The 26,361-nt window shown below is 73.1% G+C and carries 23 protein-coding genes and 1 riboswitch; of the genes, 12 read left to right on the top strand and 11 right to left on the bottom strand.

Translation table 11 applies throughout. The features are described 5' to 3' along the window. Positions 1-73: 73 nt before the first annotated feature. The 3 genes from EV375_RS06965 (at position 74) to EV375_RS06955 (ending at position 3,737) form a co-directional block, all read left to right on the top strand. Positions 74-1,195 (top strand): hypothetical protein, encoded by a 1,122-nt coding sequence (locus EV375_RS06965; protein ID WP_130298676.1) that lies wholly within the window; start codon positions 74-76, stop codon positions 1,193-1,195. A 428-nt stretch (positions 1,196-1,623) separates the two neighbouring features. Further along, a complete protein-coding gene (locus tag EV375_RS06960; RefSeq protein ID WP_130298675.1) occupies positions 1,624-2,679 on the top strand; it encodes a peptidoglycan-binding protein in 1,056 nt (351 codons plus the stop codon). A gap of 392 nt (positions 2,680-3,071) precedes the next feature. After that, the gene (locus EV375_RS06955; protein ID WP_130298674.1) at positions 3,072-3,737 is read left to right on the top strand and encodes an HAD-IA family hydrolase; all 666 of its coding nucleotides are present in this window, start codon (positions 3,072-3,074) and stop codon (positions 3,735-3,737) included. 33 nt (positions 3,738-3,770) lie between these two features. On the opposite strand, the gene EV375_RS06950 is transcribed toward EV375_RS06955, so the two are convergent. From EV375_RS06950 to EV375_RS06910, 9 genes are all read right to left on the bottom strand, one after another. Then, complete coding sequence (locus EV375_RS06950) at positions 3,771-4,547, bottom strand: class I SAM-dependent methyltransferase (protein ID WP_130298673.1); 777 nt, start codon at positions 4,545-4,547, stop codon at positions 3,771-3,773. A 186-nt stretch (positions 4,548-4,733) separates the two neighbouring features. Next, complete coding sequence (locus EV375_RS06945; protein ID WP_130298672.1) at positions 4,734-4,913, bottom strand: hypothetical protein; 180 nt, start codon at positions 4,911-4,913, stop codon at positions 4,734-4,736. Between the two features lie 184 nt (positions 4,914-5,097). Continuing rightward, positions 5,098-5,415, bottom strand: coding sequence for an antibiotic biosynthesis monooxygenase family protein (locus EV375_RS06940; RefSeq protein ID WP_130298671.1), 318 nt, complete (start codon positions 5,413-5,415; stop codon positions 5,098-5,100). A 154-nt stretch (positions 5,416-5,569) separates the two neighbouring features. Beyond that, complete coding sequence (locus tag EV375_RS06935; protein WP_130301668.1) at positions 5,570-6,337, bottom strand: class I SAM-dependent methyltransferase; 768 nt, start codon at positions 6,335-6,337, stop codon at positions 5,570-5,572. A 67-nt stretch (positions 6,338-6,404) separates the two neighbouring features. Continuing rightward, on the bottom strand, positions 6,405-7,328 hold the full coding sequence (locus tag EV375_RS06930; RefSeq protein ID WP_130298670.1) for an ECF transporter S component family protein: 924 nt from the start codon (positions 7,326-7,328) through the stop codon (positions 6,405-6,407). Continuing rightward, positions 7,325-9,148: an ABC transporter ATP-binding protein gene (locus tag EV375_RS06925; RefSeq protein ID WP_130298669.1), complete on the bottom strand. Its 1,824-nt coding sequence runs from the start codon at positions 9,146-9,148 to the stop codon at positions 7,325-7,327. The genes EV375_RS06930 and EV375_RS06925 overlap by 4 nt, the downstream gene beginning before the upstream one ends. After that, a complete protein-coding gene (locus EV375_RS06920; RefSeq protein WP_486588705.1) occupies positions 9,145-10,350 on the bottom strand; it encodes an energy-coupling factor transporter transmembrane component T in 1,206 nt (401 codons plus the stop codon). Before EV375_RS06920 ends, EV375_RS06925 begins: the two co-directional genes overlap by 4 nt. A gap of 1 nt (position 10,351) precedes the next feature. Next, positions 10,352-11,170: an SCO2322 family protein gene (locus EV375_RS06915; protein WP_486588333.1), complete on the bottom strand. Its 819-nt coding sequence runs from the start codon at positions 11,168-11,170 to the stop codon at positions 10,352-10,354. A 59-nt stretch (positions 11,171-11,229) separates the two neighbouring features. Then, the gene (locus EV375_RS06910) at positions 11,230-12,429 is read right to left on the bottom strand and encodes an SCO2321 family membrane protein (RefSeq protein ID WP_486588332.1); all 1,200 of its coding nucleotides are present in this window, start codon (positions 12,427-12,429) and stop codon (positions 11,230-11,232) included. Here EV375_RS06910 and EV375_RS29580 point away from each other — a divergent pair. After that, positions 12,422-12,757 (top strand): hypothetical protein, encoded by a 336-nt coding sequence (locus tag EV375_RS29580; protein ID WP_486588331.1) that lies wholly within the window; start codon positions 12,422-12,424, stop codon positions 12,755-12,757. The two genes, EV375_RS06910 and EV375_RS29580, sit on opposite strands and share 8 nt — an antisense overlap. A gap of 70 nt (positions 12,758-12,827) precedes the next feature. Beyond that, positions 12,828-12,935, bottom strand: a riboswitch (cobalamin riboswitch). Positions 12,936-13,192: 257 nt separating this feature from the next. Here the strand turns inward: EV375_RS29580 and EV375_RS06905 are convergent. Further along, entirely contained in the window at positions 13,193-13,897 is a 705-nt protein-coding gene (locus EV375_RS06905) for a GntR family transcriptional regulator (protein WP_130298667.1), read from the bottom strand. Positions 13,898-14,004: 107 nt separating this feature from the next. Here EV375_RS06905 and EV375_RS06900 point away from each other — a divergent pair, with 107 nt between their 5' ends. From EV375_RS06900 to EV375_RS06870, 7 genes are all read left to right on the top strand, one after another. After that, complete coding sequence (locus tag EV375_RS06900) at positions 14,005-14,757, top strand: 5-oxoprolinase subunit PxpA (protein ID WP_130298666.1); 753 nt, start codon at positions 14,005-14,007, stop codon at positions 14,755-14,757. After that, the gene (locus EV375_RS06895; RefSeq protein WP_130298665.1) at positions 14,754-15,422 is read left to right on the top strand and encodes a 5-oxoprolinase subunit B family protein; all 669 of its coding nucleotides are present in this window, start codon (positions 14,754-14,756) and stop codon (positions 15,420-15,422) included. The genes EV375_RS06900 and EV375_RS06895 overlap by 4 nt, the downstream gene beginning before the upstream one ends. Beyond that, positions 15,419-16,423 (top strand): 5-oxoprolinase subunit C family protein, encoded by a 1,005-nt coding sequence (locus tag EV375_RS06890; RefSeq protein ID WP_130298664.1) that lies wholly within the window; start codon positions 15,419-15,421, stop codon positions 16,421-16,423. Before EV375_RS06895 ends, EV375_RS06890 begins: the two co-directional genes overlap by 4 nt. Before the next feature lie 360 nt (positions 16,424-16,783). After that, a complete protein-coding gene (lanKC, locus tag EV375_RS06885) occupies positions 16,784-19,447 on the top strand; it encodes a class III lanthionine synthetase LanKC (RefSeq protein ID WP_130298663.1) in 2,664 nt (887 codons plus the stop codon). Between the two features lie 29 nt (positions 19,448-19,476). Continuing rightward, entirely contained in the window at positions 19,477-19,599 is a 123-nt protein-coding gene (locus EV375_RS06880) for a SapB/AmfS family lanthipeptide (RefSeq protein ID WP_130298662.1), read from the top strand. A 121-nt stretch (positions 19,600-19,720) separates the two neighbouring features. Continuing rightward, positions 19,721-21,850 carry an ATP-binding cassette domain-containing protein gene (locus tag EV375_RS06875; protein WP_207228300.1) on the top strand — a complete coding sequence of 710 codons (2,130 nt, stop codon included), beginning with the start codon at positions 19,721-19,723 and terminating at the stop codon, positions 21,848-21,850. Between the two features lie 170 nt (positions 21,851-22,020). Further along, on the top strand, positions 22,021-23,823 hold the full coding sequence (locus EV375_RS06870) for an ATP-binding cassette domain-containing protein (RefSeq protein ID WP_486588330.1): 1,803 nt from the start codon (positions 22,021-22,023) through the stop codon (positions 23,821-23,823). Here EV375_RS06870 and EV375_RS06865 read toward each other — a convergent pair. Then, entirely contained in the window at positions 23,800-24,405 is a 606-nt protein-coding gene (locus EV375_RS06865; RefSeq protein WP_486588704.1) for a response regulator transcription factor, read from the bottom strand. The two genes, EV375_RS06870 and EV375_RS06865, sit on opposite strands and share 24 nt — an antisense overlap. A gap of 548 nt (positions 24,406-24,953) precedes the next feature. Between EV375_RS06865 and EV375_RS06860 the strand changes: the two genes are divergently transcribed. After that, entirely contained in the window at positions 24,954-26,357 is a 1,404-nt protein-coding gene (locus tag EV375_RS06860; protein ID WP_486588329.1) for a glycosyltransferase family 4 protein, read from the top strand. The last annotated feature ends 4 nt before the right edge of the window (positions 26,358-26,361 follow it).

Below are 26,361 nucleotides of genomic sequence, written 5' to 3'. Positions count from 1 at the left end.
ACCCGGGCCGGACCGGTCCGGTCCGGTGCGGTGCGGTCCGGAACCACAGTCGAAGACGGGGGAACTTGTGCGTGTGAACGGGCGTGTTGACGGGGGTCTGGGCAGAGCGGCGGGCGTCGTCGTGCTGGCGCTGACCGTGGCGGCCTGCGGCGGCTCCGGTTCGGACCGGAAGGGCTCGGACCAGCAGGGCGGGGCTTCGGCTCAGTCGCCGGAGCAGGCCGCCCCCGCGCGTCCCGTTCCCGTGGAGAAGAAGCAGCGCGAGATCACCTGGTCGGATCGCGAGGACCAGTCACACGCGCTGCGGGCGGCTCCCAGCGGACTGGCGCGCGGTTCCGCGGCCGACTTCAGGAATGTCCGGCTGGACGACGGTCTGAAGGGGAAGGTGCCGTACTACCTCACGGTCTCGTACACGAACGAGAGCGAGAAGCGGCTGGAGAGGCCCTCCCCCGAACGGGACTTCGCGGTCGCCGCCGCCGACGGGCAGGCGGGCGAGGTGGTTTCGGTCTTCGCCTCCGCGCTCTCGAAGAACTCGGGTCTGCCGAAGGCGTGTTCAAGGAGCGCACCCGAGTCGCTGGAACCGGGTGGCAGGGCGACCGTGTGCCGGATCGTCATGATGCCTGAGAACCGGCCGCCGGCCGCGGTCTCCTACACCGGCAGGGACGCGCGCGGCAACGGGACCGACCCGGTGATCTGGAAGGCGGGCGGCGGGGGGAAGACCGGACTCCCCAGCGGTGTACTGCCGTTGAGGAAGCCGGCGGAGTCGGCCGTGGAGGACTCCGAGGGCCGCACGGTCAAGGTGCGGGCGACTCCCAAGAGCATCCGGAAGGGGAGGATCGCGGACCTCGGCCGGTTCGAACTGGACGCGGGGGACCAGAAGAAGGTCCCGTACTACGTCACCGTCGAATACCGCAACGACGGCTCCCGCAAGCTGCTGCCGCAGATGAACCAGAAGACCGAACTGCGTGCCGTGAGCGGGCAGCCGGCACGCAGGCTGACTCTGATCGACTTCGGGGGTGACGGCGTCTCCCAGTGCCCGGAGGCCGAACCCGACGGGCTCGTGAAGCCGAAGTCCTCGGTGACGGAGTGCTCCGTGTTCATGCTTCCGAAGACCGACTCGCCTGCCGCGCTCGTCTTCACCGGTGAAGGCGACTCCGCGAAGACCGTCACCTGGCAGGCCCCGGAGCGCGGCAAGTAGCCCGTCCGCGCGCAGGGTTACCGAAGCCTCGGCCCTGCCGCCTCCGTGGGCCCGCCTGTTGTCCGGCAGGGGCCCCTCGCCTCCGTCCGGCAGGAGCGCCGCGAGAAGGCGGCAGGAGCCCAGCGGGAAGCCGGCCGGCCTCCGTTGAGCAGGCGTTCGACTGCGGGCCCCGACGGGGCCCGCCGCGGTGTCCGCTCGTGCAGTGCCGTCCCCGCAGGTGAGCCCGTTCCCCGCAGGTCAGCCCGGCCGCAGACGCGGCTCCCAGGGGCGAGTTCGCATGATCCTCGTCACCTTCGCACGTCATTTCGGACGTGCTTGCCCCAACGGTCCACGGACCGCGTAAGGTGCACGGCTGGACAGTCACTGGCGATTCGGGTGGCGTCGGCGCGTAAGGGGCGCGGCGGCCGTGCCCGAGGGGAGGGGCCGGGATGACGGCGCATAGATGCTGCCCGGAATGCGGCGCGGAGTTGAACGCCGGCGGCGGCAAGTTCTGTGGCTGCGCGGGCCCGTTCACGGCCGAGCATGTCGACCCGATGCACCTGCGTCCTTACGTCGACCTGCCTGAACCCGAGGACGAGGGTTCGCGCTCACCGGACCTCGAACCCTTCGCCCGCTGCGGCCGGGACGAGACGGCGGAGCTCCCCGTGGTGCTCCCGTACGACGGGACGGAACCGGGGGAGTCCGCGGCTTCCGCCCTGCCCGGCGAGGCGGGTGCCCTGCCGGTCCAGGCCGGCGGGGGCCGCCCGGGCGGCGCGTCCGGCGCGCGGCGCGGCAGCCACCGTCGCCCGAAGGGACGTGGCGCCTACGCCTACGGCCAGGACCAGGGCCCCGGCAAGCGTCGCGGACCCGCAAAAGCCGCGCTCGCCGCGGCGGGCGTCGTCGCCGCGCTCGGTGCGGGCCTGCTGACGACGCAGGCACTCACGGATGACGGCGGCGACGACCGCAGCCTGAGCACCGACGACACCGCCCACCCGGAGATGCCCGACGGCGGCCCGACGAAGGACCCGTCGCGCAGCGACAAGCGCAAGAGCAGCAAGAAGCCGTCCACGAAGCCGACTTCGCGCAGCGGTTCCGGTGATCGGCGTGCCGACCGGGACAGCGACGGCCGCACGGACCGCGATCCCGTCCCGTCCGGTACGTCCTCCACGGCGCCCGGCGCTCCCGGTGACTCGGAGGAGCCCGGCAACGGCCGGGGCCGGGGCGGCGACCAAGACCGTGACCGGCCGCGTCCCCCGCAGGAGTCGACGCAGCCGGGCGGCGAGACGCTGCGGCCGGGTGACAGCGGCCCGGAGGTCGCCGAGCTGCAGCGGCGTCTCAAGCAGGCCGGAACGCTCGACGACGACGCGCCGGAGGACGGCGTCTACTCGCAGCAGGTCCAGCGGGCGGTCGCCGAGTTCCAGGCGCGCAACAACGTGCGCGGGGACGACTTCGGCGAGTACGGGCCCAACACGCAACGCGCTCTGGAGTCCCAGACCTCGGGCTGACTTGCCCCGCTTCGGACCGCCCGGGCCGGCCGGGCTGCCCTGGGCTGCCGTGGGCAGGCCCACGCGCCGTCCCGGGAGGGGCCGGTCCGGTCCGGCACGTTCGCCGCAGCCCATTCTCCGCAGCCCGTTTTCCGTCCGACCGGTTTCCCCTCTGCCCGGTTGTGTCACCGTGCCTCCCGGCTCTGTGGCCATGCCTCCCGGCGGACTCCCCGCATGCGGACCGGCCGTCCGGCGGTACGGGGTGGCGCTCGGAGCCCCTCGCTTTGTATCGTGATGAAACAAAGTGGTCCCGCCCGTTCCCCCTGCGCCAGGCTGCCTGGCCCGCGGGTTCCCCTGACCGGCGGGCGGGGCCACCTTGGTTCTGTCTCCGTACGTGAGGGAGCCCGCCCCGAATGACCACACCGCAACCGCCCCTCACCGCCCGCGGACTGCTGCTCGACATGGACGGCACGCTCGTCAACTCCGACGCCGTCGTCGAACGCGTCTGGAGCGACTGGGCCGTCTCCAAGGGAGTCGACCCCGCCGCGGTGCTCAGCATCTCGCACGGTCGTCAGGGGCACGCGACGATGGCCGACGTCTTTCCCGACCGCCCCGCGGAGGTCAACCACGCGGAGAACGAGGTGCTCCTGGCCCGCGAGACGCGCGAGTTGGACGGCATCGTCCCCGTCGCGGGAGCCCTCGCCTTCATGGCCGCCGTCGCGACCGTGCCCCACGCCCTCGTCACGTCCGCCGACCGGGGTCTCGCGACGGCCCGTATGCGCGCGGCCGAGGTGCGCGTTCCGGACGTGTGCATCACGGCCGAGCACGTCAGCGCGAGCAAGCCGGACCCCGAGGGCTTCCTCAAGGGGGCGGCGGAACTCGGCATCCCCCCGGAGGAGTGCGTGGCGTTCGAGGACTCCGGCGCCGGCATCGCGGCGGCACGAGCGGCCGGAATGCGGGTCGTGGGTGTCGGGGCGCGCGCCGCCGAACACGCGCCCACCGCCCACGTCGCGGACCTGACCCGCGTCACGGCCGGGATTCTCGCGGGCGGGGCCGTCCGCCTCGTGTTCCTGGACTGATCCAGTTTCTCCGCGCGGTCGGGGTGGTGCTGTTCAGCGGTCGCGGCGGAACAGGGCCGTCCACAGGAAGGGTTCGCCGAAGTGCGGCGACTCCGGCGGCTCGTCGTGCATGCGGCGCAGTTCGACCTCCGTGAGATCCGAGAAGATCCGGCGCAGCGAACCAGGGGTGTAGGCCAGGCCCCCTTCCAGGCTGGCGCGGCGGTAGAGCTCCGCGTCCCCGATCTCGCACCCCATCTCCCCGGCCGCGAAGCAGCTCAGGCCCAGGTGCCCGCCGGGGGCGAGGACACGGTCGAGCAGCGCGAGATAGCTGATGCGGCGGTGCGGCGGAAGGTGGTGGAAGCAGCCGGAGTCGTAGATCAGGTCGTACGGGCCGCCGAGTGGGGCGAGTTCAACCCCGGGGCTGCCGTCCGGCCCACCGGTGAGGGCGAAGGCGTCACCGCAGTGGAAGCGCACCTCCGCGTCCGCGTCACGTGCGCGGTCCTTCGCCCAGGCGATGGCTTCCGGTGAGAGGTCGACGGCGTCGACCTCGAAGCCGAGCGCGGCGAGACGGATCGCATTGCGGCCGGGACCGCAGCCCAGGTCGAGGGCGCGCCCCGGCGCCCGGCCCGGCGGGGTGAGGAGGCCCCGCTCGGCGTACGAGACCAGATTCTCGTCCGGCTTGGCCACGAAGAACGGCACCGGTCGTGCACGGTCCGTGTAGAAGGTGTCCCACCAGGAGGACGCGCCGTCCGTCCAGCGGTCCGCCTCGGGCTCGAACAGGCCGTCCAGAAGCCTGAGTACGTCCTCCACGCTGCGCATGTCACGGTCCATCGCCGCTGCCCCCTTTGCGGTCCCCGGATGATCGTAGATCTGCCGGCAGGCGGGAGACCGGGTTCCGGCGGAACCGGCCGGAAGCGGACGGGAACAGGCGGAAGTTGCAGGGAGGGAACGCTTCACGCGCTCACTGCCGCCCCTTGCGCCGGCACACCTCGCACGGGAACGGGCATGGCGCCGGGCTCACCACGGCAGCGGAAGTTCCTGTCCGTGTTCCGCCCTCGCGTGCCGGCGCAGCCGCACCCGCGCGTCGGTCTCCGCGCTCCGGTCGTACTCCCGGGCTGCCTTCTCCACCAGGCCCATCAACGCGGCGCATACCGAGCACTCCCTGGCCACCTTCACATCGCGATTCATGTCCGACATGCGTGGATGTTCGCCCCTGTGGGAGCGGGTGCGCGTCAGGCATCCCACGGACGTGGCCAGTTGGCGTCATTCGGGTGGCGGCCGGGCCGCGGCGGCGGCCTGCCCGGGCCGGGGCCGGTGGGCCGGTACGGAGGCTCCCACGGTCCGGCCCCGGGCCCGGGCCCGGGGCTCGGTTCCGCGCGGTTCAGCCGTTCTTCGGCTGCGCCTGCTGGACGACGTCGAAGGACCAGAGGGTGGAACCCGCAGCCGCGGGCTTGGGGCGGTCGCCCCCGCCCTGGTGGGCCGACTTCATCGGGCCTTCCATCCACGCCTGGAAGGACTCCTCGTCGCGCCACCGCGTGTAGACGAGGTAGTTGTCGGTGCCCTCGACGGGACGGAGGAGTTCGAACCACTCGAAGCCGTCCGAGCCCTCCACGGCACCCGCGCGGGACGCGAATCGCTTCTCGAGGGTCTCCCGCTGCTCAGCAGGAACCTGCAGCACGTTGATCTTCACGACGCTCATGCCTCCATCCTGCCGCACCGCGTCCGTGCGCCCCGGCGCCCGGGGTGCCGGGCCACGTGCTGGACGGTGTGCCGGACCGCGTGCCGGACCGCGTGCCCGTCTTCCGCTCCACTGCCCGCGTCGACGAACCGGTGGCCGGACCCGATGGCCGGCCTCAGGACGGCTTGCGCCACACGGAGACGTGTTTCGGGGAGTCCGGGCCGAACGGCGCTCCGTCCCAGTCCGCGACGCGACGTTCCAGTTCGAGCCCGGCGATCCGTGCCATCAGGTCGAGCTCCGCCGGCCAGGCGTACCGGTGCCGGGAGTTGTCGCGGCGGTAGCGGCCGTCTCCCCCAGACTCCGTCCGGGGGGACCCCCAGCCGTCGCGGGTGAAGTGGTGGGAGACGAGAATCTGCTCGACCAGGTCGAAGGTGTCGAAGCCGAGGTGCCGCTCGGAGACGTCGAACGGCACCGCGACCTGGCCGGGCGGCAGGAACCGCAGGGGCGGCACGCCCAGCTCGATGACGAACCGGCCGCCGGGCGCCAGATGGCGTGCGGCGTTGCGGAAGCACTCGACCTGCTCGTCCTGCGTGAGCAGGTTCGAGATGGTGTTGTAGACGAGATAGACGAGGGTGAACTCGCCGGGGACGACGGTGGTGGCCATGTCCCCGATGGCCACCGGGAGCGTGTCCTCGTCGGTCTTGCGCCGCAGGACCGCTGCCATGTGCTCGGACAGTTCGATGCCCGCCACCGGCACGCCGCGCTCCCGGAGCGGGACGCCCACTCGTCCGGTTCCGATGGCGAACTCCAGTGCCCGGCCGTCTCCGGCGAGCTCGGCGAGGAAGGTGAGAGTCGGTCCGAGAACGGCGGCCGAGGACATCTCTGTCTCTTCTGTGTCGTAGCGGTCGGCACTCGCGCGGGTCCACAGTTCACTGCTCGTCACGGAGGGCCACTTTGCCGGGTGCCGAGGAGCGCTGTCGACGCTTTTTCCGTCCACCGGCTCCGCACGCTCATCGTCCTTCACGACGCTCATGCCGCCCGTCCTGCCGCACCGCCTCCGGGCACTGGTCGCCGGCTGCCGCGGCTGTCTGCGGCACGAAGCCGGCCGGGGCGTCGAAGGCCGCGCGGCGGGTGGCGCGGCGCAGGGCCCGCAGGACCGTGCCGCCGAGGGTGAGGACGAGGACCACCGTCAGCGTGGCGCGGGGGAGGTCCCAGCCGAGGGAAGTGGCCAGCACGTAGGTGACGAACCGTGCCAGGTTCTCCGGCACCGGGTCGCCCGGGACGAAGGAGATGCCGGAGCCGAGACCAGCGATGTAGGGCCAGCCCTGGAGGTTCATCACCAGCCCGTACAGCAGGGCCGCGACCGCGCCGTAGAGCGCGAGCATCAGCAACTCGGGTCTGCCGCGCAGCCGTTCGGCGCCGGGCAGCAGTCCCGCGCCCATGGCGACCCAGCCCATCGTGAGCATCTGGAACGGCATCCACGGCCCGGCGCCGCCCGTGAGCAGGGCACCGGCGAACATCGACAGTGCGCCCAGTACGAAGCCGAAGCCGGGCCCGAGGACCCGTCCGGAGAGGACGATCAGGAAGAACATCGGCTCCAGGCCCGCCGTTCCCGCTCCCAGGGGGCGCAGCGCGGCGCCGGCCGCCGCGAGCACGCCGAGCATCGCGACCGCCTTGGCGTCCATGCCGGTGTCGGCGATCGTCGCGACGACGACCGCCAGCAGCAGCGGCAGCAGCGCCGCGAACAGCCAGGGCGCGTCCCGCGAATGCGCGAGACCGGACGCGGAGTCGGCGAGCAGCGGCCAGCCGAACGCGACGATGCCGGTGGCGCTGGTCAGCGCGAGCGCCGCGACCGAACGGGGGCCGAGGCGGAGGGCGCGCGGGGCGCGGCGGGGGAATGACGGCGAACTGCCATATGCGGCGGGCGAGTTCACTCCGCGGCCTCCTCGGGGGAGCCGAGCGCCGCACGGACCTGGGGGACGGTGAGCCACCGCTCCGGTGCGAGGACCTTGGCGACCTGTGGTGCGAACGCCGGTGAGGAGGTGACCACTTCGGCAGTGGGGCCGTCCGCGACGATCTCGCCCTGCGCGAGTATGACGACGCGGTGCGCGACTTCCGCCGCCAACTCGACGTCGTGTGTGGCCAGTACGATCGCGTGGCCCTCCCCGGCCAGTGTGCGCAGAATGCCGACGAGGCGGGACTTGGCCGCGTAGTCGAGGCCGCGAGTGGGCTCGTCCAGCAGGACCAACTGCGGGCGCGCGGTGAGGATCACGGCGAGGGCGAGCGCGAGCCGCTGGCCCTCGGACAGGTCGCGCGGGTGTGTCTGGCCGGCCACGTCCGGCAGCAGCGCGGCGACCAGGCCCCGGCAGGTGCCCGCCTCGGCCGCGGCGTCCTCGTCCGCTGCCGCGCACTCGGCCTCGACGGTGTCCGCGTAGAGCAGGTCACGCGGCTCCTGAGGTACGAGGCCCGCGTGCCGCAGGAGGCGCCGGGGGTGTGTGGCGGCCGGAGCGAGGCGCTCGGGTCCGCCGACGGTCACCGCGCCGCCGGTCGGCGGGTGCACTCCCATGAGCGTGCCCAGCAGGGTGGACTTGCCCGCTCCGTTGCGTCCCATGAGCGCGACGGTCTGCCCCGGACGGAGGGTCAGGTCCACGCCGCGCAGCGCGGTGACGCTGCCGCGGCGGAGGGTGAGCCTCGCGATCTCCGCCACCGGAGCCGCGTCGGGGCCCGTGTCCGCCGCCTGGCTTCCGTCGCGTTGTGCCCGGGGCCTCATGGCCGCCCGGAGGCGGACCAACGGGCCCGAAGGGACGGAGAGTTCGCCGTCGCTTCGGGTGACGGCCCGGCGTGGGGAGGGGACGTCTCCGGCGCCGGGGACGCCGGAGGCGCGGTCCGGGTGGTCCTGCTCCGCGCGGTGCTCGGCGAGCATTGCGCGCAGCGGCCCGGCTCTGCGGCGGGCGTCCCGCACCGACAGCGGCAGCGGTGACCATCCGGCGAGCCGCCCCAGTTCGACGACGGGCGGCCGGACCGGCGAGACGCCCATCTGCGCTGCGGGATCGCCGAGTCGGGCCGGGGCGCCGGGCTCCGGCAGCAGCAGTACCTGGTCGGCGTAGTGGACGACGCGCTCAAGCCGGTGCTCGGCCATCAGCACCGTCGTGCCGAGGTCGTGGACGAGGCGTTGCAGCACCGCGAGCACCTCTTCGGCAGCCGCCGGGTCGAGCGCCGACGTCGGCTCGTCCAGCACCAGCACGCGCGGATGCGGGGTGAGCACGGAGCCGATCGCCACGCGCTGCTGCTGCCCCCCGGAGAGGGTGGTGATGGGACGCTCGCGCAGCTCGTTGAGGCCGAGGAGGTCGAGGGTCTCCTCGACGCGGCGCCTCATCGTGGCCGCGGGCAGGCCCAACGACTCCATGCCGTAAGCGAGTTCGTCCTCGACGGTGTCGGTGACGAAATGCGCGAGCGGGTCCTGGCCGACGGTGCCGACGACGTCGGCCAGTTCGCGGGGCTTGTGCGTACGGGTGTCCCGTCCGGCGACCGTGACGCGGCCGTGCAGGGTGCCGCCGGTGAAGTGGGGCACGAGTCCGGAGACGGTGCCCAGCAGCGTGGACTTGCCGGCGCCGGACGGGCCGACCAGCAGGCACAGTTCGCCCTCCGGGATCTCCAGATCGACCTCTCGCAGGGCGGGCCGCGGCACCTCGCCGGGCCGCGCGGAGGCAGTCCCGGTGTCGTAGCGGACGGACACTTGCTCGAAGCGGATCACCGGGCGGGCTCCTCGTGTACGGGCGACGACGCGACTGCGGACGGCTCCGGGGCCGGTTCCCGGGCCGGGCCCGGTTCCGGGGCCGGTTCCGGGGCCGGGGAGGGCGCGACGAACGCCGGCAGCAGGCCGACCAGCAACCCGGCCGCGGGCCACAGCGGGAACTGCGGTGCCGTCAGCGGCACCGCCGGCGGATGCAGTGCCTCCGGGAACGCGCCGCCCGCCGCCACCATCACGGCTCCGGCCGCCGCACCCGAGGCGGCAGTCAACCAGGCCCGGACGCCCCACAGTTCGGGCCGGTAGCGGGTGCGGATGCTGCGCCGCCCGCCCATCCGCAGGCCGGCCAGCGCCAGCAGCACACCGGCGAGCAGCACCGGCAGGCCGTACACCGCGCCCTGTGCCGACAGCAGCGCGTACGTACCGGCACACACGCCGAGCAGACCGCCGAGCGTGAGCAGGGTGGTCGTCCGGCGTACGGCGGGCGGGACTTCGGCGCTGCGCCCGTAACCGCGTGCGTCCATCGCCGCGGCGAGGGCCACCGACCGCTCCAACGCGCCCTCCAGCACCGGCAGTCCGACCTGGAGCACCGAGCGGACGCCCTTGTCGGCGCGTCCCCGCAGACGGCGTGCGGCACGCAGCCGCCGCACGTCCGCGACCAGGTTGGGCGCGAATGTCATCGCGACGACGACGGCGACGCCCGCCTCGTAGAGCGCCCCAGGAAGGGACTTGAGCAGACGGGCCGGGTTCGCGAGGGCGTTGGCGGCGCCCACGCAGACCAGCAGGGTCGCCAGCTTCAGCCCGTCGTACAGCGCGAACACCAGCCCCTCCGCGGTGACCCGGCCGCCCAGGCGCACGCCCCTCGCCCAGTCCGGCAGGGGCACTTCGGGCAGCGTCACCAGGACGTGGCTGCCGGGGATGGGGGAGCCGAGGAAGAAGGCGAAGAAGAGACGGATGACGAGCACCGCGAGTCCCAGCTTCAGGAACACGCTGTACGAGCGCGCCCAGGGGGCGTTGGTCCGGCGTGCGGAGACGACATAGCCGGCCACGGCGCACAGCAGCATCAGCAGCAGCGGATTCGTGGTGCGGGACGCGGCGGTCGCCATGCCGAGCGCCCACAGCCACCATCCGCCCGGGTGCAGGTCGAGGCCGCGGCCGGCCTCGGGGGCGCGCAGCCGTTCCTTCAACACCTCACCGCGTCCCACCAGGTCACCCGGACCCGCGGCGCCGTGAGCGTCGGACGGCCGCGACGGCCAGCGCGGCGACGGCGGCGAGGCCCGCGGCGACACCGGCCGCAGGGCCGAGGCCGCCGCCGGAGCCGTCACGGTCCGCGTCGTCCTGTGCGCCTGCGTCGCTCCCCTCGGACCCCTCGGTCTCCTGGCTCCCGCCCTTCTTCCCGTCCCCGTCCGCGAGTTGCTCGCCGCAGCCGCGTTCCGGGTAGCCGTCGATGGCGCACAGCAGCCCGTCGGAGTTGTAGCGCAGCGGCTCGGCGGCCTTCGCGAGCGCGTCGGCGGCCGTGGCGTCGTCGGCGACCTGCGCGCAGGCGGTACGCCGCCGGGGCGGGCTCTCGCCGCCGGGCGCGTGGGCCCGCGTGCCGAAGTCGATGGCGAGGGCGATCCGCTTGCTGCCCCGTTCGGCGCCGGTGCCGCCGCAGACGGCGTCGAACTCCGCGCCGCCGCGCGGCTTCGCCGCGTCCGCGGAGTCCTCGCTGAGCGCGAAGCGGAAACCGAGAACGGCGCCGTCCTCCGGGCGCAGCACGGAGGGGCCCTGGGTGGCGTACGACCAGTCGCCGTCGCCGTCTTTCCCGTCGCGTTCCCAGAACGCCCAGTACCGGTAGCTGCCCTGCTCCGACGTACGCGCCGCCGACGCGGACGACGCCGACGACGCCGCGGCCGCCGACGCGGCCGGCACCGACGCGTTCGGCGCCCACGCGGCAGCAGTGGTCACCCGCGCCTCGGCGGCGGCCGCCGGCATCTCCACGGTGGCCGCCGGGAGCACAGCGAGCCCCACCACGGCCGCCGCGCGCACAGCGCCGCGGGCTGCGAAAGGCGCCCGGCTGTTTCCCGTACGGCGTGAACCGCGGGCGCTCACCGGTCCTGCCGCTTTCGGCGGGCGCTGATGAGGACTCCGATGCCCGCACCCGCGGCCAGTCCCGCCCCCAGCAGGGACCAGCGGAGCACGTCGCCGCTTCCGTCCTCCTCCGCCTCCCCGCCGGTGGCCTTCCCGCCGGGCATGCGGGCAGGCCGCGGACCGGTGGCGACGAGGCGGTCGAGGAGCTTCGTGCCCTTGAGCGTCGCGGCGTCGCCACCGGTCGCGTGCACGGCGAGCATGACGCCGGCGATCGCGGCCGGGTCGTTCTCGGCCTTGTCCCACGAATCGAGCTTCTTGGCCAGCCAGTCGAGGGACTTGCGGGCCTCGGTGCGGTGGCCGCCGGCGGCGAGAGCGATGACGGCGTCGGCGGTGTTGGCGTAGTCGGGAGCAGGCTCGGTGCCGGGCGTCACCGCGAGCAGGTGGCCGCCGTTCTTCTTCAGGACGGACGTGAGGTGGGCGGCGCCGGCGTCGGCGGCCTCGTCGCGTGCGAGGGGCTTGCTGCCGTCCTTCTCCTCCTTGCCGCAGTCCATCGGCTCGACGGGACGGTCCTCCGGCTTCCGCTCGGCCAGCAGTCCGGATCCGGTCCCGGCAAGGACGGCCGCGGCGGTCGCGTCGTCGTTGGCGGCCAGCTTCCCGTCCTTGCCGGGCTGGTACGCGAAGGCCCCGCGCTCGGCGTCCTTGGCGTCGCAGCCGAGCTGGAACGAAGTGAGCGCGTCGTAGGGGGACTTGCCGTCCTTTGTGACCTTCTCCGGCTTCTTGCCGGCGGCGGTATGGGCGCCGATCACGACGGACACCGAGTTCGCGTCGCTGGGACCGCCCGGGTTGTAGCCCCAGCCGCCGTCCTCGTTCTGCACGGAACCCAGCCACGCGAGAGCCTTGCGCACCGTTTCTTCCTGACCGCCGACGGCGGAGAGTGCCTGGACGGCGGCGCCGGTGGCGTTGGTGTCGCCGGGCGTCTTCTTCCCGTCGCACGCGGTGCCGGGGTCGGCGCGGTGAGCGGTGAACGAGCCGTCGTCGCACTGCTGCCGGACGAGCCAGCCGACCGCCGTCCGGGCCGGCTCGGCACCGGCCGCGTCCAGCGCGAGGAGGGCCATCGACTGTCTCCACACGCCGTCGTACTTGGGGTCGGCCTTGCCGTAGAGCGCCTTCGGCGTCTTCGCCCCGCTCGCGGAGGCGGACAGAGAGGTGGTGGACACCGAAGTCCGGGAAACCGAGGCCCCGGATATCGACGTGCCGGGCATCGAACTGCCGGATATCGAACTCGCTGCCGTGGCGCTGGTCTTGGCGGTGCCGGACGGTGAAGTGCCCGTCGTCCAGGGGGCGGAGCCGGCGGCGGACGCCGCGGGTGCGGTGACGGCACAGATGGCGGTGGCCGCTGTGACGGCGGTGATGCTCCTGCGCAGGAACACGTTGGGTGCCTTTCGGGTGAGCGGTCCGCAGCTCCGCGCGGCCGCCCCGCCCGGGCGGTCACATGCGCGCACTGCACGCGTGCCGTCGGGCGGCGCACCCGGCTCAGCTCCGTAAACCTCGACGGTTGGAGCCGGCCTCCGCCACGTGGCGGCGGACTCGGCTCCGCGAGCCTTGCCTCCGGCCGGGTGCTCCGGCTCACGACGCGTACAAGTGACCGCCGTCCAGCGGCTGTTCACTTCGTACGGGAGTCGCTCACGGTTGCGGGTCAGCGCCGGACTCTCACCGGCTTCCCTCGGTCGGACGCGATGTACGTCCCTCACTGTAGCCCCGCCCTCCGCGGGCGCCCTCCCGATGGACGCGGAGCGGGCACGGAACCAGGCCGTACGCTGCGGGGCCGGGAACGCTCCGATGCGGTCGGCCGGGGGCCGGAAATCGTTCAACGACCGGACGAGGGGCCCGCCGTTCCACTCCTCGCGCCTGATTCCTTCGCGCCAAGTCCTCGCGCCCGGACGGGAGTCGGGGTTCGCCGTGCCCGTGAGGACCGCGGCCTCAGCCGCCCTGCTCCGGGTAGGCCTCGATGACCTGGCGCCGCGAGTCCTCCAGGTAGAAGCCGAGCAGCCGCTCCGCGCCCTCCGCGTCCCCGTCCTCGAGTGTGGTGAGGATCTCGCGGTTGCGGGAGAGGTAGGGCTCGTAGAAGCGTCGCGGGTCCTCCATGACGTGGAACGCGAGCCGCAGTTCCGCCAGTACGCCGCGCATCAGGTCGTCGGTGCGCTCGCTGCCCGCGAGGCCCGCGAGGGCCTGGTGGAAGTGGATGTTGGCCGTGCCGCAGTCGTTCCACTCGTTCCGCTCTGCGGCGTGCTCGCCCGCCGCCACCGCGTCGGCGACCTGTTCCAGCGGATAGGGAGGGTCTGCCAGCCCGCGCACCGCGGCGCATTCGACGATGTTCCTTACGCGGTAAATGTCCGCGATGTCCGCTGCCGAGAGGACCCGTACGAACGCGCCCTTGTTGAGCCGGTGCACCAGCAGCCGCTCATGCGTCAGCAGGCGGAACGCCTCGCGCAAGGTGTTGCGTGAGACGCCCAGGGCGTTTCCGATGCGCTCCTCGGAGAGCCGGACCCCGGGCAGGAAGAAACCCTGTGCGATACGTTCACGCAAGATGCCGGCGACTCGCTCGGCCGTGCTGGTACGGCCCAACAAGGCACGGTCAGCGGCGAGTTCGGACAGCTCCAGGCCGGAGTCGGTATCGGCGGTCATGGTGATCTTTCTTCAGGGCAGGTGGTCCGCCCCAGTGAAACGTACAAAGCCGTACGGGACAACAACCCCCTTGCCGTATTGTTCAACAATCCTCTAGGTTGGCTCCGATGATCGACCTCAACGCCGACCTGGGAGAGGGCTTCGGCCGGTGGCAACTCACCGACGACGACGCCCTGCTGAACTCGGTCACAAGCGCCAACGTCGCCTGCGGCTTCCACGCCGGCGATCCACTCACCATGCGCCGCGTCTGCGAGCGGGCCGCGGCGGAGGGGGTGCGGATCGGAGCACAGGTCTCCTACCGTGACCTGGCCGGATTCGGCCGCCGCAGCATGGACGTGCCCGCCGCCGAACTGGCCGCCGAGGTCGCCTACCAGATCGGCGCCCTGGAGATCTTCGCCCGAGCCGCGGGCACCGCCGTCGCCTACGTCAAGCCGCACGGTGCGCTCTACAACCGCTGCGTGCGCGACAGCGCGCAGGCCGCCGCCGTCGCCGACGGCATACGCATGGCCGGCGCGCCCCTGCCGGTGCTGGGGCTTCCCGGCTCCGAACTGCACAGCGCCGCCGAGGCGGTCGGCCTTCCCGTCGTCGACGAGGCCTTCGCCGACCGCGGCTACCGCCCCGACGGCACCCTCGTGCCCCGCGGTGAACCCGGCGCCGTCCTCACCGACCCCGAGCAGGTCGTCGCCCGGTCCGTCGCCATCGCCGAAGGCAAGGACGTCGCAGCCGTCGACGGCAGGCCGCTGCGTCTGCCCGCCCGCTCCCTCTGCCTGCACGGCGACACCCCCGACGCCGCCCGCCTGGCCCGCCGGATACGCGACGAGCTGACGGGTGCCGGGATCACGCTCCGGGCGTTCGCGTGAGCGCCGCCGCGAGGGCCTCCGGCGTCCGCGGGAGCGAGTGCGTCGTCCTGCCCGTCGGGCGTCACGGCCTGCTGATCGAACTGCCCGGAGCCGAAGCGGCGGAGGCGTTCCACGCCGAAGTGCTGCGCCGCCGCGCCGCCGGCCTGCTGCCCGGCATCACGGAGATCGTGCCGGGCGCCCGCACCGTACTGCTGGACGGACTGGCCGAACCGCGGCGTCTCGCGGAGCAGGTGGGGGAGTGGGAGATACCGCCGCTGGAGCGCGGCAGCGAGTCCGCGGTGGAGATCACCGTCCGCTACGACGGGCCCGACCTCGCGCACGTCGCCGGAATGTGGGGCGTCGACCCCGGGGAGGTCGGGCGGCTGCACGCCGCCACGTCGTTCCGAGTCGCCTTCTGCGGCTTCGCGCCCGGCTTCGGCTACCTCACCGGACTGCCCGAGCAGTACCACGTGCCGCGCCGCTCCGAACCCCGTACGAAGGTCCCGGCGGGCTCGGTCGCGCTCGCGGGCCCGTACACGGGGGTCTATCCCCGCTCATCGCCCGGGGGCTGGCAGCTGATCGGCACCGCCGTGGACACCGTGCTGTGGGACGCGGCACGTGAGCCCGCCGCCCTCTTCGCGCCGGGAACCCGCGTCCGCTTCGTCCCGGAGGGCGGAACGGAATGAACGTCCACGCCGGCTCCGGCTCCGACTTTGACTCCGGCTCCGGCTTCGGCCGCGTCCGGGCACCGGCCGCCGCCGAGCTTCACGTCGTACGGGCCGGAGCACTCACCACCGTCCAGGACCTGGGGCGGCCGGGCCACGCACACCTGGGCGTGCCCCGTTCGGGAGCGCTGGACGAACCCGCTCACCGGCTGGCCAACCGGCTGGTCGGCAACCCGGAGGACGGCGCCACCCTGGAGACCACCGTCGACGGCTGCGCGGTGCTCGTCACCGCGGCCGGGCGGGAGGGCGCCGGAGGTCCGGTGGGCCGGGACGGCGCCGGAAGGCCCGGAGGACCGGTCGCCGACGCAGTGGTCACCGGCGCCCCCTGCGCGGTCACGGTGAACGGCAGGCCCGCGCCGTGGGGCGTCCCCTTCCGGCTGGCCGCGGACTCGGTGCTGGACGTCGGGCCCGCCGAACGCGGCCTGCGCAGCTACATCGCCTTCTCCGGCGGCGTCGACGCCGAGAAGGTGCTGGGCAGCAGAGCCACCGATCTGCTCTCCGGTCTCGGTCCCGAACCCCTGCGCGACGGCGCCCGGTTGCCGCTGGGCGCTCCTTCCGCCGGGGTGCGCCCCGGTGCCGCCCCCGACGCCGCGCCATGGGCGGCACCGCCGGGCGAACTGGTGCTGCCGGTGGTTCCCGGGCCGCGCGCGGACTGGTTCTCCGACGAGGCGCTGCGCACCCTCCTCACCGGCAGCTACAGCGTCTCCTCCGCCAGCAACCGCATAGGCCTGCGCCTGGAAGGGCCGGTGCTGCAGCGGGCTCGCGAGGGTGAACTGCCCAGCGAGGGCATCGCGTTGGGCGCCCTCCAGGTGCCGCCGGAGGGCCGTCCCGTTGTTTTTCTCGCCGACCACCCCGTCACGGGCGGTTACCCGGTGATCGGCGTCGTACCGGAGGAGGCGCTGGCCGCCGTGGCGCAGGCCGTGCCCGGCACGCCCGTGCGCTTCACGCCCGTCGGAAGGTGAGGCGCGCCCCGACGTCGACCCGGCGTGGCCGGAACGGTCTGCCGCGAAGCTCCATCGTGCTTGCGGAGGACGAGACGACGGCGCCCGGCCGAGCGTCTTCTTGAAGCGCCGCCTCCGGTTCATCCTCCCCGTGCTCGATCCACGTGCTGGATCCCCCGTGCTCTTCCCCTGCGGCCGGACAGGGCCCTGACGGCCCGGCGGAGGGGGGAGAGGCACCGTTTCGGACGCGAGATCCGAAGCGGTGACGCAAAAGCGAGGTTACCTGTGCGTTCTTCATGAGTGCCTTGTGACAGTCGCTACTTTTCCCCGTTCCGGCCGGAGTGTCATTCTCTTTCCGAGCCGCAGAGGGGGGCCGCCGAAATGGACAAGCGATACGAGGTGTTCTGCCTCGCCGACAGATTCTTCTACGAAACTCCGGATCGTCTGTCCGGTCACCCGGCGGAGTCTGCCCAGGATGCTGGCGACTCCTTCCCGACGGCGCTTCGGCCTGTTCCGGAGGGGTGGCGCCGGACGCGTTCCGGAGACTGGCTCGAATTACGTCCGGTGCAGGGCGAATTCCGGCCGCAGGGCTGGAAAGTGCATGCCTCGGCCTGTCTCGAGAATGCCGACGCCGTCGCCGCGAAAGTGTGGGACTACTGTGTGGCCCGGGGGATTCCTTTCAAATTCGTGCCGGCCCGCACGCTCCTGTACCTCCGGAACGCCAAATATGCCGGCCGTGGCACGAGCGGAAAGTTCGCCACCATCTATCCCTCGGGCCAGGAGCAGTTGCAGTTAATTCTGGAGGAGCTGGGCGAACTGCTCGCCGGCGAGCCCGGCCCGTACATCCTGACCGACCTGAGGTGGGGGAACGGCCCGCTCTACGTCCGATACGGCGGCTTCGCACCGCGCTTCTGCCTCTCGCCGGGCGGTGCGCTGGTGCCGGCCGTCGAGGACGCGCACGGGCAGCTCGTACCGGATCACAAGGAGCCCTCCTTCCACGTGCCCGAGTGGGTGTCCCTGCCGTCCTTCCTGGAGCCGCATCTCGCCGCGCGCCGTGCCGCCAAGGTCACGGATCTCCCCTACCGGATCGAACGAGCGCTGCACTTCTCCAACGGTGGCGGCGTCTACGGCGGTACGGACGGACGCTCCGGCGAGGCCGTGGTGCTCAAGGAGGCCCGCCCGCACGCCGGCCTGGCCGCCGACGGCGCCGACGCCGTGACCCGTCTGGAACGCGAGAAGGCGGCCCTGGAGCGGTTGGCGGGCCTGTCCGTCGCACCGGCCGTGCGCGACTGGTTCACCCTCGACGGGCACCGCTTCCTCGTCATGGACCACCTGCCGGGGCAGACCCTCAACGCGTTCTTCGCGCAGCGGCATCCACTGCTCACGGCGAGCCCCGACCCGGCGGCCGTCCGCGAGTACACGTCGTGGGCGCTGCGCATCCACGGCCTGGTCGAGGAGGCCGTGGACGCCGTTCACTCACGCGGCCTGGTCTTCAACGACCTGCACATGTTCAACATCATGGTCGCTCCCGACGAGCGCTCCGTCGCCCTGCTCGACTTCGAGGCCGCGGCGCCCGCCGAGGACGATCCACGGCAGATCGTCGCCCACCCCGGGTTCATCGCACCGGCGGACCGGACCGGGTACGAGATCGACCACTACGCGCTCGCCTGCCTGAGGATCGCTCTCTTCGTGCCGATGACGATGCTGCTGGCCATCGACCGCGGCAAGGCCGCGCATCTGGCCCGGGTGGCGGCGGAGCAGTTCCCGGACCTGCCGGAGGGGTTCCTGTCGGAGGCCGTCGCCACGATCGAAGGCACCGCCGGCACACGGCAGGCGCGAGTCCGAACGCAGCCGCCGGCCGAGCCCGCCGACTGGCCGCACGCCCGCACGTCCATGGCCAGGGCCGTGCTGGCCTCGGCGACACCTTCACGTGAGGACCGCCTCTTCCCGGGCGACATCGCACAGTTCGCCGACGGCGGCGGGCTCGGCCTCGCCCACGGCGCCGCCGGTGTGCTCTACGCCCTGGCCGAGACCGGTTCCGGCTCCTGCCCCGAAGGCGAGGAATGGCTGCTGCGGCACAGCGAGAGCCCACCCCGCGGCACCCCTCTCGGCCTCTACGACGGGCTGCTCGGCGCGGCGTTCGTCCTGGACCGGCTCGGACACTCCAAGAACGCGCTGGCGCTCGTCGAGCGTGTCCTGCGGGAGAAGTGGCAGCATCTCGGGCCGACCCTCAACGGCGGCCTGGCCGGTGTCGGCCTCACGCTCGACCGGCTGGGAACCACCACCGGTGAGAGCGCGCTGCACGCGCAGGCGATGCGGGCCGCCCAACTGCTCGCCGACGGCCTGGCGTCGGGCCCGGCTCGGGAAAAGGCGGCAGGCGACGACCCGTACCGGGGACGCGCCGGCCTGCTGCACGGCGCCACCGGAGCGGCCCTGCTCTTCCTCCGCCTTCACGAACGCACGGGTGAGAGCGGCCTGCTGGACCTGGCGGCGACGGCTCTGAGGCGCGACCTGTCGCACTGCGTACCGGACAGCGGCGGCACGCTGCAGGTCGACGAGGGCAGCCGCGTCATGCCGTACCTCGGCGCGGGCAGCGTGGGCATCGGGACCGTCATCGACGACTATCTCGAACACCGCCCGGCAGAGCAGGAGTTCGAGACCGCGAGGGCGGCGATCCTGCCCGCGGCGCGTATGCGCTACTACGCCCAGCCCGGCCTCTTCCAGGGGCGGGCGGGAATGCTGCTGCACCTCTGCCGCACCTCCAGCCCGGACGTCCGCACCGCTGATGTCGCCGCCCAACTGGACGGGCTGGCCTGGTACGGCATGACGTACGAGGGCGGGCTGGCCTTCCCGGGCGACCAGATGATGCGGCTGTCGATGGACCTGGCCACCGGTACGGCGGGCTGTCTGCTCGCGGCCGGCGCCGCCTTCGCCGCCCTCAACGGCGAGCCGCCCGTCGGCCTGCCATTCCTTCCGCCGCTGCCCCGCAGCGGCCCCAAGACCGGTCCGGAAACGGGCCGTACCGATGCACCACCGTCCCTGTAATGAATATGAAGCACCGAAAGGAAACCGACATGTCCCTTCTTGACCTTCAGACGATGGAGCCGCAGGAGAACACCAACGGCGGCGACGACAGCAGCGCCAGCCTGCTGCTGTGCGACAAGTTCAGCTCGCACAGCGCGCTGCTCTGCCTCTGACTCTCACCGGACGCTCCGCCGTCCGCATGAGATGACGACCGGCGGCTCCGGGCGGGGTGTGTCCGCACCACTCCTCCCGGAGCCGCTTCCACTTCCCGGCTTGCAGGAGGACGAGGACGCCATGGCCAGCGCGGTGCGGGAGACCGCCACGACCGGGCCCGTGCCCGAGGGCCCGTTGGGGGGCGGCGTCCCGGGAAAGGTTCCGGGGGACGGGGCGACTGCCGTCACCGACACGGGTCTTCTCGTCTCCGCCGCGCGGCACAGCGCCGCACGTACCGCCTGGCTCTGCGTCACTTCTCTCCTCGCGGCCGCGGCGACCTTGCTGCTGCCCGCCGCCCTCGGTCGTGCCCTCGACCGGGTTCTCGCCGGCTCGGACGCCGGCCCCTGGCTCGCCCTCAGTGCGGCGCTCACCGCCGCCCTGGTGCTGCTCGACTCGGCCGACGCGGTGCTGACCGGCACCCTCAACGCACGCAGCACCGCCTGGCTGCGTACCCGGCTGCTCACCCACATCCTGGCCCTGGGCCCCGGCCGGGCCGCCCCGTTCACCGGCGGCGACCTCGTCACACGGGGCACCGGCAACGCGGCCCTGGCGGGCAGCGCTCCGAGCGCGGCCGCCACCGTCGTCCCGGCCGTGGCCGTGCCTGTCGGCGGCCTCGTCGCTCTCGCCCTGCTCGACCTGCGCCTGGCGGCGGTCCTGCTCGCCGGAATGCCGACACTGGCGCTGGTGCTGCGGGCCTTCACCCGGCGGTCCGCGGACTGCACCGCCCGCTACCAGGCAGAGCAGGCCCGCATCGCCGGCCGTCTCACCGAAGCCCTCGAAGGTGCCCGTACGGTGGCGGCGGCGGGCACCTGGCAGCGTGAACGCCGGCGCGTCCTCGCACCGCTCCCCGCGCTGAGCGGCGCCGGACACGGCATGTGGCGGGCGCAGGGCCGGGCCACGGCGCAGGCGGTGGTGCTGGTTCCCCTGCTGCAGGTCGCGGCGGTGGCCGTGGCCGGAACTCTGCTGGCCGGAGGGAAGTTGAGCGTCGGCGAGCTGGCGGCCACCGCCCGCTACGCGGCGCTGGCCGCAGGCGTCGGCGTGCTGGTCGGGCGGCTCAACGCCCTTGTACGCAGCCGCACATCCGCCCGGCGCCTGGCCGAGGTACTGACCGTGGACCCGCCCCGGCACGGGAGCGGCCGGCTTCCCGAACACGGCCCCGGGCGGCTGGAGTTCCACGGCGTACGGGGGTCGGCCGGAGAGAGGACGGTGCTGGACGGGGTCGACCTCGTGGTGCCGGGCGGGGCGACGGTCGCGCTCGTGGGATGTTCGGGCTCCGGGAAGTCACTGCTGGCGGCGCTGGCGGGGCGGCTGGCGGAGCCGGACGCCGGCCGCATCCTCCTGGACGGTGTCGAACTGGCCTCACTGGACCGTCAGTCGCTCCGTCAGGCCGTGAGCTACGCCTTCGCCCGTCCGGCACTGCTGGGGAGGAGCCTCGGCGAGACCATCGCCTCCGGCCGTCCTGAGGCGCAGCCCCCGGGCGCACGGCACGCTCCGGGCCGCCGAACGGTGCCCGGGCAGGCGGCGGTCGGGCCGACCGGGCCCGGCGTCGCCGAGTGGGTCGTCCAGGCCGCGCGTGCCGCCTGCGCGGATCACTTCATCCGTACGCTTCCCGAAGGGTACGGCGCCGCCTGCGAGACCACCCCGTTGTCGGGCGGCGAGCGGCAACGTCTTGGCCTGGCACGGGCGTTCGTCCACCAGGGTCGGCTGCTGATCCTCGACGACGCGACCTCGAGCCTCGACACCGTGACCGAACTGCACGTCACCGAAGCGCTGTTCGGCCCCGCAACGACCGCACGCACCCGGCTGGTGGTCACCCACCGGGCATCCACCGCGGCCCGGGCCGACTTCGCCGCCTGGCTGGACGACGGCCGCGTCCGCGCCGTGGGACCGCACGAGGAACTCTGCCGAATCCCCGGCTACCGCGCCTTGTTCACCGGCGAAGTGAACGGACCGGAGGACCCACCGGGAGCAGAACCGGGAGCAGAACCGGGAACCGAGCCGGAAGCCGGATCCGGAGCGGAACCGGGAACCGAGCCGGAAGCCGGATCCGGAGCGGAACCGGGAACCGAGCCGGAAGCCGGATCGGGAGCAGAACCGGGCTCCGAAACGCGAGCCGAATCGGACGGCGCCGTGGCCAGGGCCGAGGAACCGCGTCAGGCGCGCGCAGCGGTTCGCGGGGGATCGCGCGACGGCTGCGGGCCATGCGCCTGAGGGCCCGCGCAGCGACGTGGGAGGGCCGGATGACACGTGCCCCGCGGCCAGAGAGGAACGCACGGAGAATGACAGGCGGGTCTGCGCGGCCACGTCGCCGGCAGGTTCGCCCGGAGGCCGGAGACGGCGGCCCGGGCACCCCGGCGCAATCCGGGCTCGCGGGCGAAGGGATGCGCTTTCTGCTCCGACGGCCGAGGGTGCTGGTCGCTCTGGCCGGCTGGTCCGCGCTGGAGGCGCTGCACGCCTTCGTCTCGGGTTACTCCCTGGCCCGCGCCCTCGACGACGGCTTCCTCTCCGGCCGTCCCGCCGTCGGCCTGGCCTGGCTGGCGGTCACAGCGGTCGCCGTTCTGGCCGGCGCCCTGGGCACCGGACGGGTCTACGGCGCGGTCGCCGACCTGACCGAGCCGCTGCGGGACGCCCTCGTGCGCGGTGTCGTGACGCGGGCGCTGAAGGCAGGCACGCCCCATGCGGGCGGCTGCAGGGGCGCCGCTGCGGGAGGGCACGACGGCGACAGCGCCGTGGTCTCCCGGCTGACCCATCAGGTCGAGATCGCGCGGGACAGCTTCGCCGGTCTCGTGATGGTCTCCCGCTCCTTCCTCTTCTCCGCCGTGGGCGTGCTGATGGGGCTTCTCTCGCTGGCACCGCTTCTGCTGGTGGTCGTGCTCCCTCCGCTGCTGCTCGGCGTCGGGATCTTCGCCGCCTCGCTGCGCCCCCTGGCCCGCCGTCAGCAGGTCCTTCTGGAGTCCGACGAGAACCTCGCCCGCGAACTGGGCGCGACCTTCGGGGGTTTGCGTGACGTTGCCGCCTGCGGTTTCGAAGACCGTGCGCAATCGGCCGGGGACGCGCGTATCGACGCCGAGGTCCGCGCAGCCGACGCTCTCGCACGGTGGGGCGTCACACGCGCCGTGGCCCTCGGAGTGGGCGGCCGGCTGCCCCTCGTCGTGCTGCTGGTGGCTGCGCCCTGGCTGCTCTCCAGGGGAGTCACGGCGGGCGCTCTGGCCGGGGCGCTGACGTATCAGACCCAGGTGCTGATGCCGGCGCTCCAGAGCCTCGTGCACGGTCTGGGCACCGCAGGCGCACGGCTGGCCGTCGTCGTCGGACGTCTCCGCGAGCCGCCGCCGGTGGAGCGGCCGCGCGCCGAGCCGGGCACCGGCGCGGAGCAGAATCCCCGTGTCCCGGCGCTGCCGGACCGTGCGGTCCGCGGACGTCCGGCGGTCGACGTCCGGGGGGTGTCCTTCAGCTACGGGTCGGGCGCCGCGCCTCTCATCGACCGACTCAGCCTCGTCGTGCCGGAGGGCGGCCACCTGGCGGTCGTCGGCCCGAGCGGAACGGGCAAGTCGACCCTGGCCGCCCTGATCGCGGGGATGCTGGCACCGGACACCGGCCGGATCGCGCTGGCAGGCCGCCCGGTGTGCGGGGGTCAGGCAGCCGGTGAGCGTGTGCTGATCCCGCAGGAGGCGTACGTGTTCTCCGGCAGTGTCCGTGACAACCTCGCCTACATGTGTCCGCTGCCGCCGTCCGACGACGAGGTCGAACGAGCGGTCGCGGCCCTCGGCGGCGAGGCGCTCGCCGCGCGGCTCGGCGGCCTGGACGGCGACGTGGAACCCGCCGGGCTCTCGGCGGGAGAACGGCAGTTGATCGCCCTGATCCGTGCCTATCTCTCGCCTGCCCCCCTGGCCGTACTGGACGAGGCCACCTGCCATCTCGACGCGGCGGCGGAAGCGAGGGCCGAACGGGCCTTCGCCGGCCGCACCGTGACAAGGGCCGGCGGCGCGAGGGCCGCCGGCGCACTCGTCGTCGTCGCGCACCGCATCAGCTCGGCGCGGCGAGCCGCGCGCGTACTGGTGCTCGACGGCTCGCGGGCCGAGACCGGCACCCACTCCGAACTGCTGGAGCGTTCTCCTCTCTACCGGGAACTCGCCTCCGTCGGCGGCTCCCCCCGGCGCCGGTCACAGCCATCCCGCACGTTGTGAGATACGGATGGCGTCCACCCGGTTGCGGGCCCCCGTCTTGCGGGTGATCGCGGACATGTAGTTGCGCACGGTGCCGCCGGACAGGCACAGATCACGGGCGATCTCATCGATGCCGGCGCCCTCCGCAGCGACCTTCAGTACGGCAAGCTCCCGTGCGGTCAGCGGCATTTCCGATGCGCGCAGGAAGGCGAGGGCGAGGGATTCGTCGACGAACCGTTTCCCCTGCGCGACGTTCCTGATGCCGGTGAGCAACCGGTCGGGTGTGGCGTTCCGGTCCAGGAAACCCAGCACGCCCGCGTCCAGTGCCCGGCGCAGCGCCCCCGGGCGGTCCGCGTCGGCCAGTGCGAGCATCCGGCTGCCCTTCGCCCCCACCTTCCTGAGCGCGGCGGCCAGTTCGTCCAGTGCACTGTCCCTCAGGCCCTCGGTGTCCATGACGCAGACGTCAGCAGGAGTGGTTCGTATCGCGGGAAGCGAGCGGCTCCAGCCTGCGGTCTCGATCGTCATGTCGTGGGCCTTGCTCACCAGGGCTTCCAGCCCGGATCTGAGCAGGCCCGCGTCATGCACCAGCAGTACCCGTATCAACTTCACCCTCCGGTACAAAGATTCACAGCTTATATACGAATCGCACCGTCTATACATACACGGTCCGGATTGCGGAGTCGGGCCAACTCCCCATCGCCCGTGGTGTATCTGGAGCGCGCGCCAGGCGCGCGAGGAATGTGCGCGCGCCTGTTGGGCTTCAACTCTTCGTCCATGCCGTGCAACCGCTGATGGTGAGCCGTGGAACACCGCGAACGGGCAGGGGGCGACTGCTCGGCCGGTCGTGCCGGTTCACGGTTCGGCTGTCGTGAACGGAGCACGGGCCCCCGGCCCACGGGCGCCCCGTTTCGCGGCGGGTGCCCGCTTGCGTGGTGAAACCGCCTCGCCGCCGCCGCGCCCGCGGTGCGGGATCGGTGCTGGTGGGGGACGGGTGGCGCGAATCACCTGCCTCGGCTGCTCGGGACAAGTGACTGGCCGGTAAATTCTTGGTCCGAAGGTGGGCGGCCCGGCAGGGCCCGGCTGCCCGACGTCCAGGAACAGCTCCGGTGTCTCCGATCCCCGTGGAAGCGCCGTGACGAAGGGGGCCGTGAGTGACCGCAGAGGCCGTACGGGACACCCCGGCCGCCGGAGAGAGCGGACCCCCCGGGCCCGTCGCTCTCCCCGCAACTCCCGCCCGCGCGGCGGACCTTGGCGGCCACGGCGAGAGACCTCTGCGCATCGCCATGCTGACCTACAAGGGCAACCCGTTCTGCGGCGGCCAGGGCGTCTACGTCCGGCACCTCTCCCGCGAACTGGCCCGGCTCGGGCACACGGTCGAGGTGATCGGCGCCCAGCCCTACCCCGTGCTCGACGAGGGAGTCACCCTCACCGAGCTGCCCAGCCTCGACCTGTACCGGCAGCCCGACCCGTTCCGCACTCCCGGGCGCGGCGAGTACCGGGACTGGGTGGACATGCTGGAGGTTGCCACGATGTGGACCGGCGGCTTCCCGGAACCGCTCACCTTCTCGCTTCGTGCGCGGCGCCATCTTGCCGCCCGCCGCGGCGAGTTCGACATCGTGCACGACAACCAGACACTCGGCTACGGCCTGCTCGGCGACCTCGGCGCCCCGCTCGTGACGACGGTCCACCACCCCATCACCGTCGACCGTCAGCTCGACCTCGACGCCGCCCGGACCCGCCGCGCCCGCGCCTCCGTGCGCCGCTGGTACGGCTTCACGCGCATGCAGAGGCGCGTCGCGCGACGGCTGCCGTCCGTGCTGACCGTCTCCGGCTCGTCGCGGAAGGAGATCACCGACCATCTCGGGGTGCGGCAGGAACGCGTCCACGTCGTCCACATCGGCGCGGACACCGGCCTCTTCTCGCCGGATGCGTCCGTGCCGCAGGTGCCCGGACGGATCGTGACCACGTCGAGTGCCGACGTGCCCCTCAAGGGGCTTGTGCATCTGGTCGAGGCACTGGCCAAGGTGCGCACCGAAGTCCCCGAAGCGCATTTGGTCGTCGTCGGCAAGCGGCCCGCCGAGGGGCCGGTCGCGGACGCCCTCACGCGCTTCGGACTCGGCCCGGCGGTGGAGTTCGTCAAGGGCATCAGCGACGCCGAACTGGCCGGACTGGTGCGGGGGGCACAGGTCGCGTGCGTACCGTCGCTGTACGAGGGCTTCTCGCTGCCCGCCGCCGAGGCCATGGCGACCGGCACGCCCCTGGTGGCCACGACCGGCGGCGCCATCCCCGAAGTCGCGGGCAAGGACGGCGAGACGTGCCTCGCGGTGCCGCCCGGCGACGCGGGCGCCCTGGCCGCCGCGCTGCGGCGGCTGCTCGGCGACGAGCCGCTGCGCGCCCGTCTGGGAGCCGCAGGACGCGAACGCGTGCTGCGCAACTTCACCTGGGAGCAGGCCGCCCGCGGAACCGTGGAGCACTACCGCGCCGCGATCGCCCGGCAGCCGGGCGCGTCGCGTGACTCGAGCGGGTCCGCACCGGCCGCGGGCGTGCCGCGCTGATCCC

Source organism: Streptomyces sp. CNZ301 (assembly GCF_004217425.1).
Note: the sequence above shows the minus strand (reverse complement) of the source record. Positions and strands in the feature narration are given on the sequence as shown.

What these genes read in the sequence shown, in the direction of transcription:
- EV375_RS06960 (WP_130298675.1), top strand. Translation starts at nt 1,624, where the DNA reads ATGACGGCGCATAGATGCTGCCCGGAATGCGGCGCGGAGTTGAACGCC.
- EV375_RS06955 (WP_130298674.1), top strand. Translation starts at nt 3,072, where the DNA reads ATGACCACACCGCAACCGCCCCTCACCGCCCGCGGACTGCTGCTCGAC.
- EV375_RS06950 (WP_130298673.1), bottom strand. Translation starts at nt 4,547, where the DNA reads ATGGACCGTGACATGCGCAGCGTGGAGGACGTACTCAGGCTTCTGGAC.
- EV375_RS06945 (WP_130298672.1), bottom strand. Translation starts at nt 4,913, where the DNA reads ATGTCGGACATGAATCGCGATGTGAAGGTGGCCAGGGAGTGCTCGGTA.
- EV375_RS06940 (WP_130298671.1), bottom strand. Translation starts at nt 5,415, where the DNA reads ATGAGCGTCGTGAAGATCAACGTGCTGCAGGTTCCTGCTGAGCAGCGG.
- EV375_RS06905 (WP_130298667.1), bottom strand. Translation starts at nt 13,897, where the DNA reads ATGACCGCCGATACCGACTCCGGCCTGGAGCTGTCCGAACTCGCCGCT.
- EV375_RS06900 (WP_130298666.1), top strand. Translation starts at nt 14,005, where the DNA reads ATGATCGACCTCAACGCCGACCTGGGAGAGGGCTTCGGCCGGTGGCAA.
- EV375_RS06890 (WP_130298664.1), top strand. Translation starts at nt 15,419, where the DNA reads ATGAACGTCCACGCCGGCTCCGGCTCCGACTTTGACTCCGGCTCCGGC.
- lanKC (WP_130298663.1), top strand. Translation starts at nt 16,784, where the DNA reads ATGGACAAGCGATACGAGGTGTTCTGCCTCGCCGACAGATTCTTCTAC.
- EV375_RS06880 (WP_130298662.1), top strand. Translation starts at nt 19,477, where the DNA reads ATGTCCCTTCTTGACCTTCAGACGATGGAGCCGCAGGAGAACACCAAC.
- EV375_RS06875 (WP_207228300.1), top strand. Translation starts at nt 19,721, where the DNA reads ATGGCCAGCGCGGTGCGGGAGACCGCCACGACCGGGCCCGTGCCCGAG.
- EV375_RS06870 (WP_486588330.1), top strand. Translation starts at nt 22,021, where the DNA reads ATGCGCTTTCTGCTCCGACGGCCGAGGGTGCTGGTCGCTCTGGCCGGC.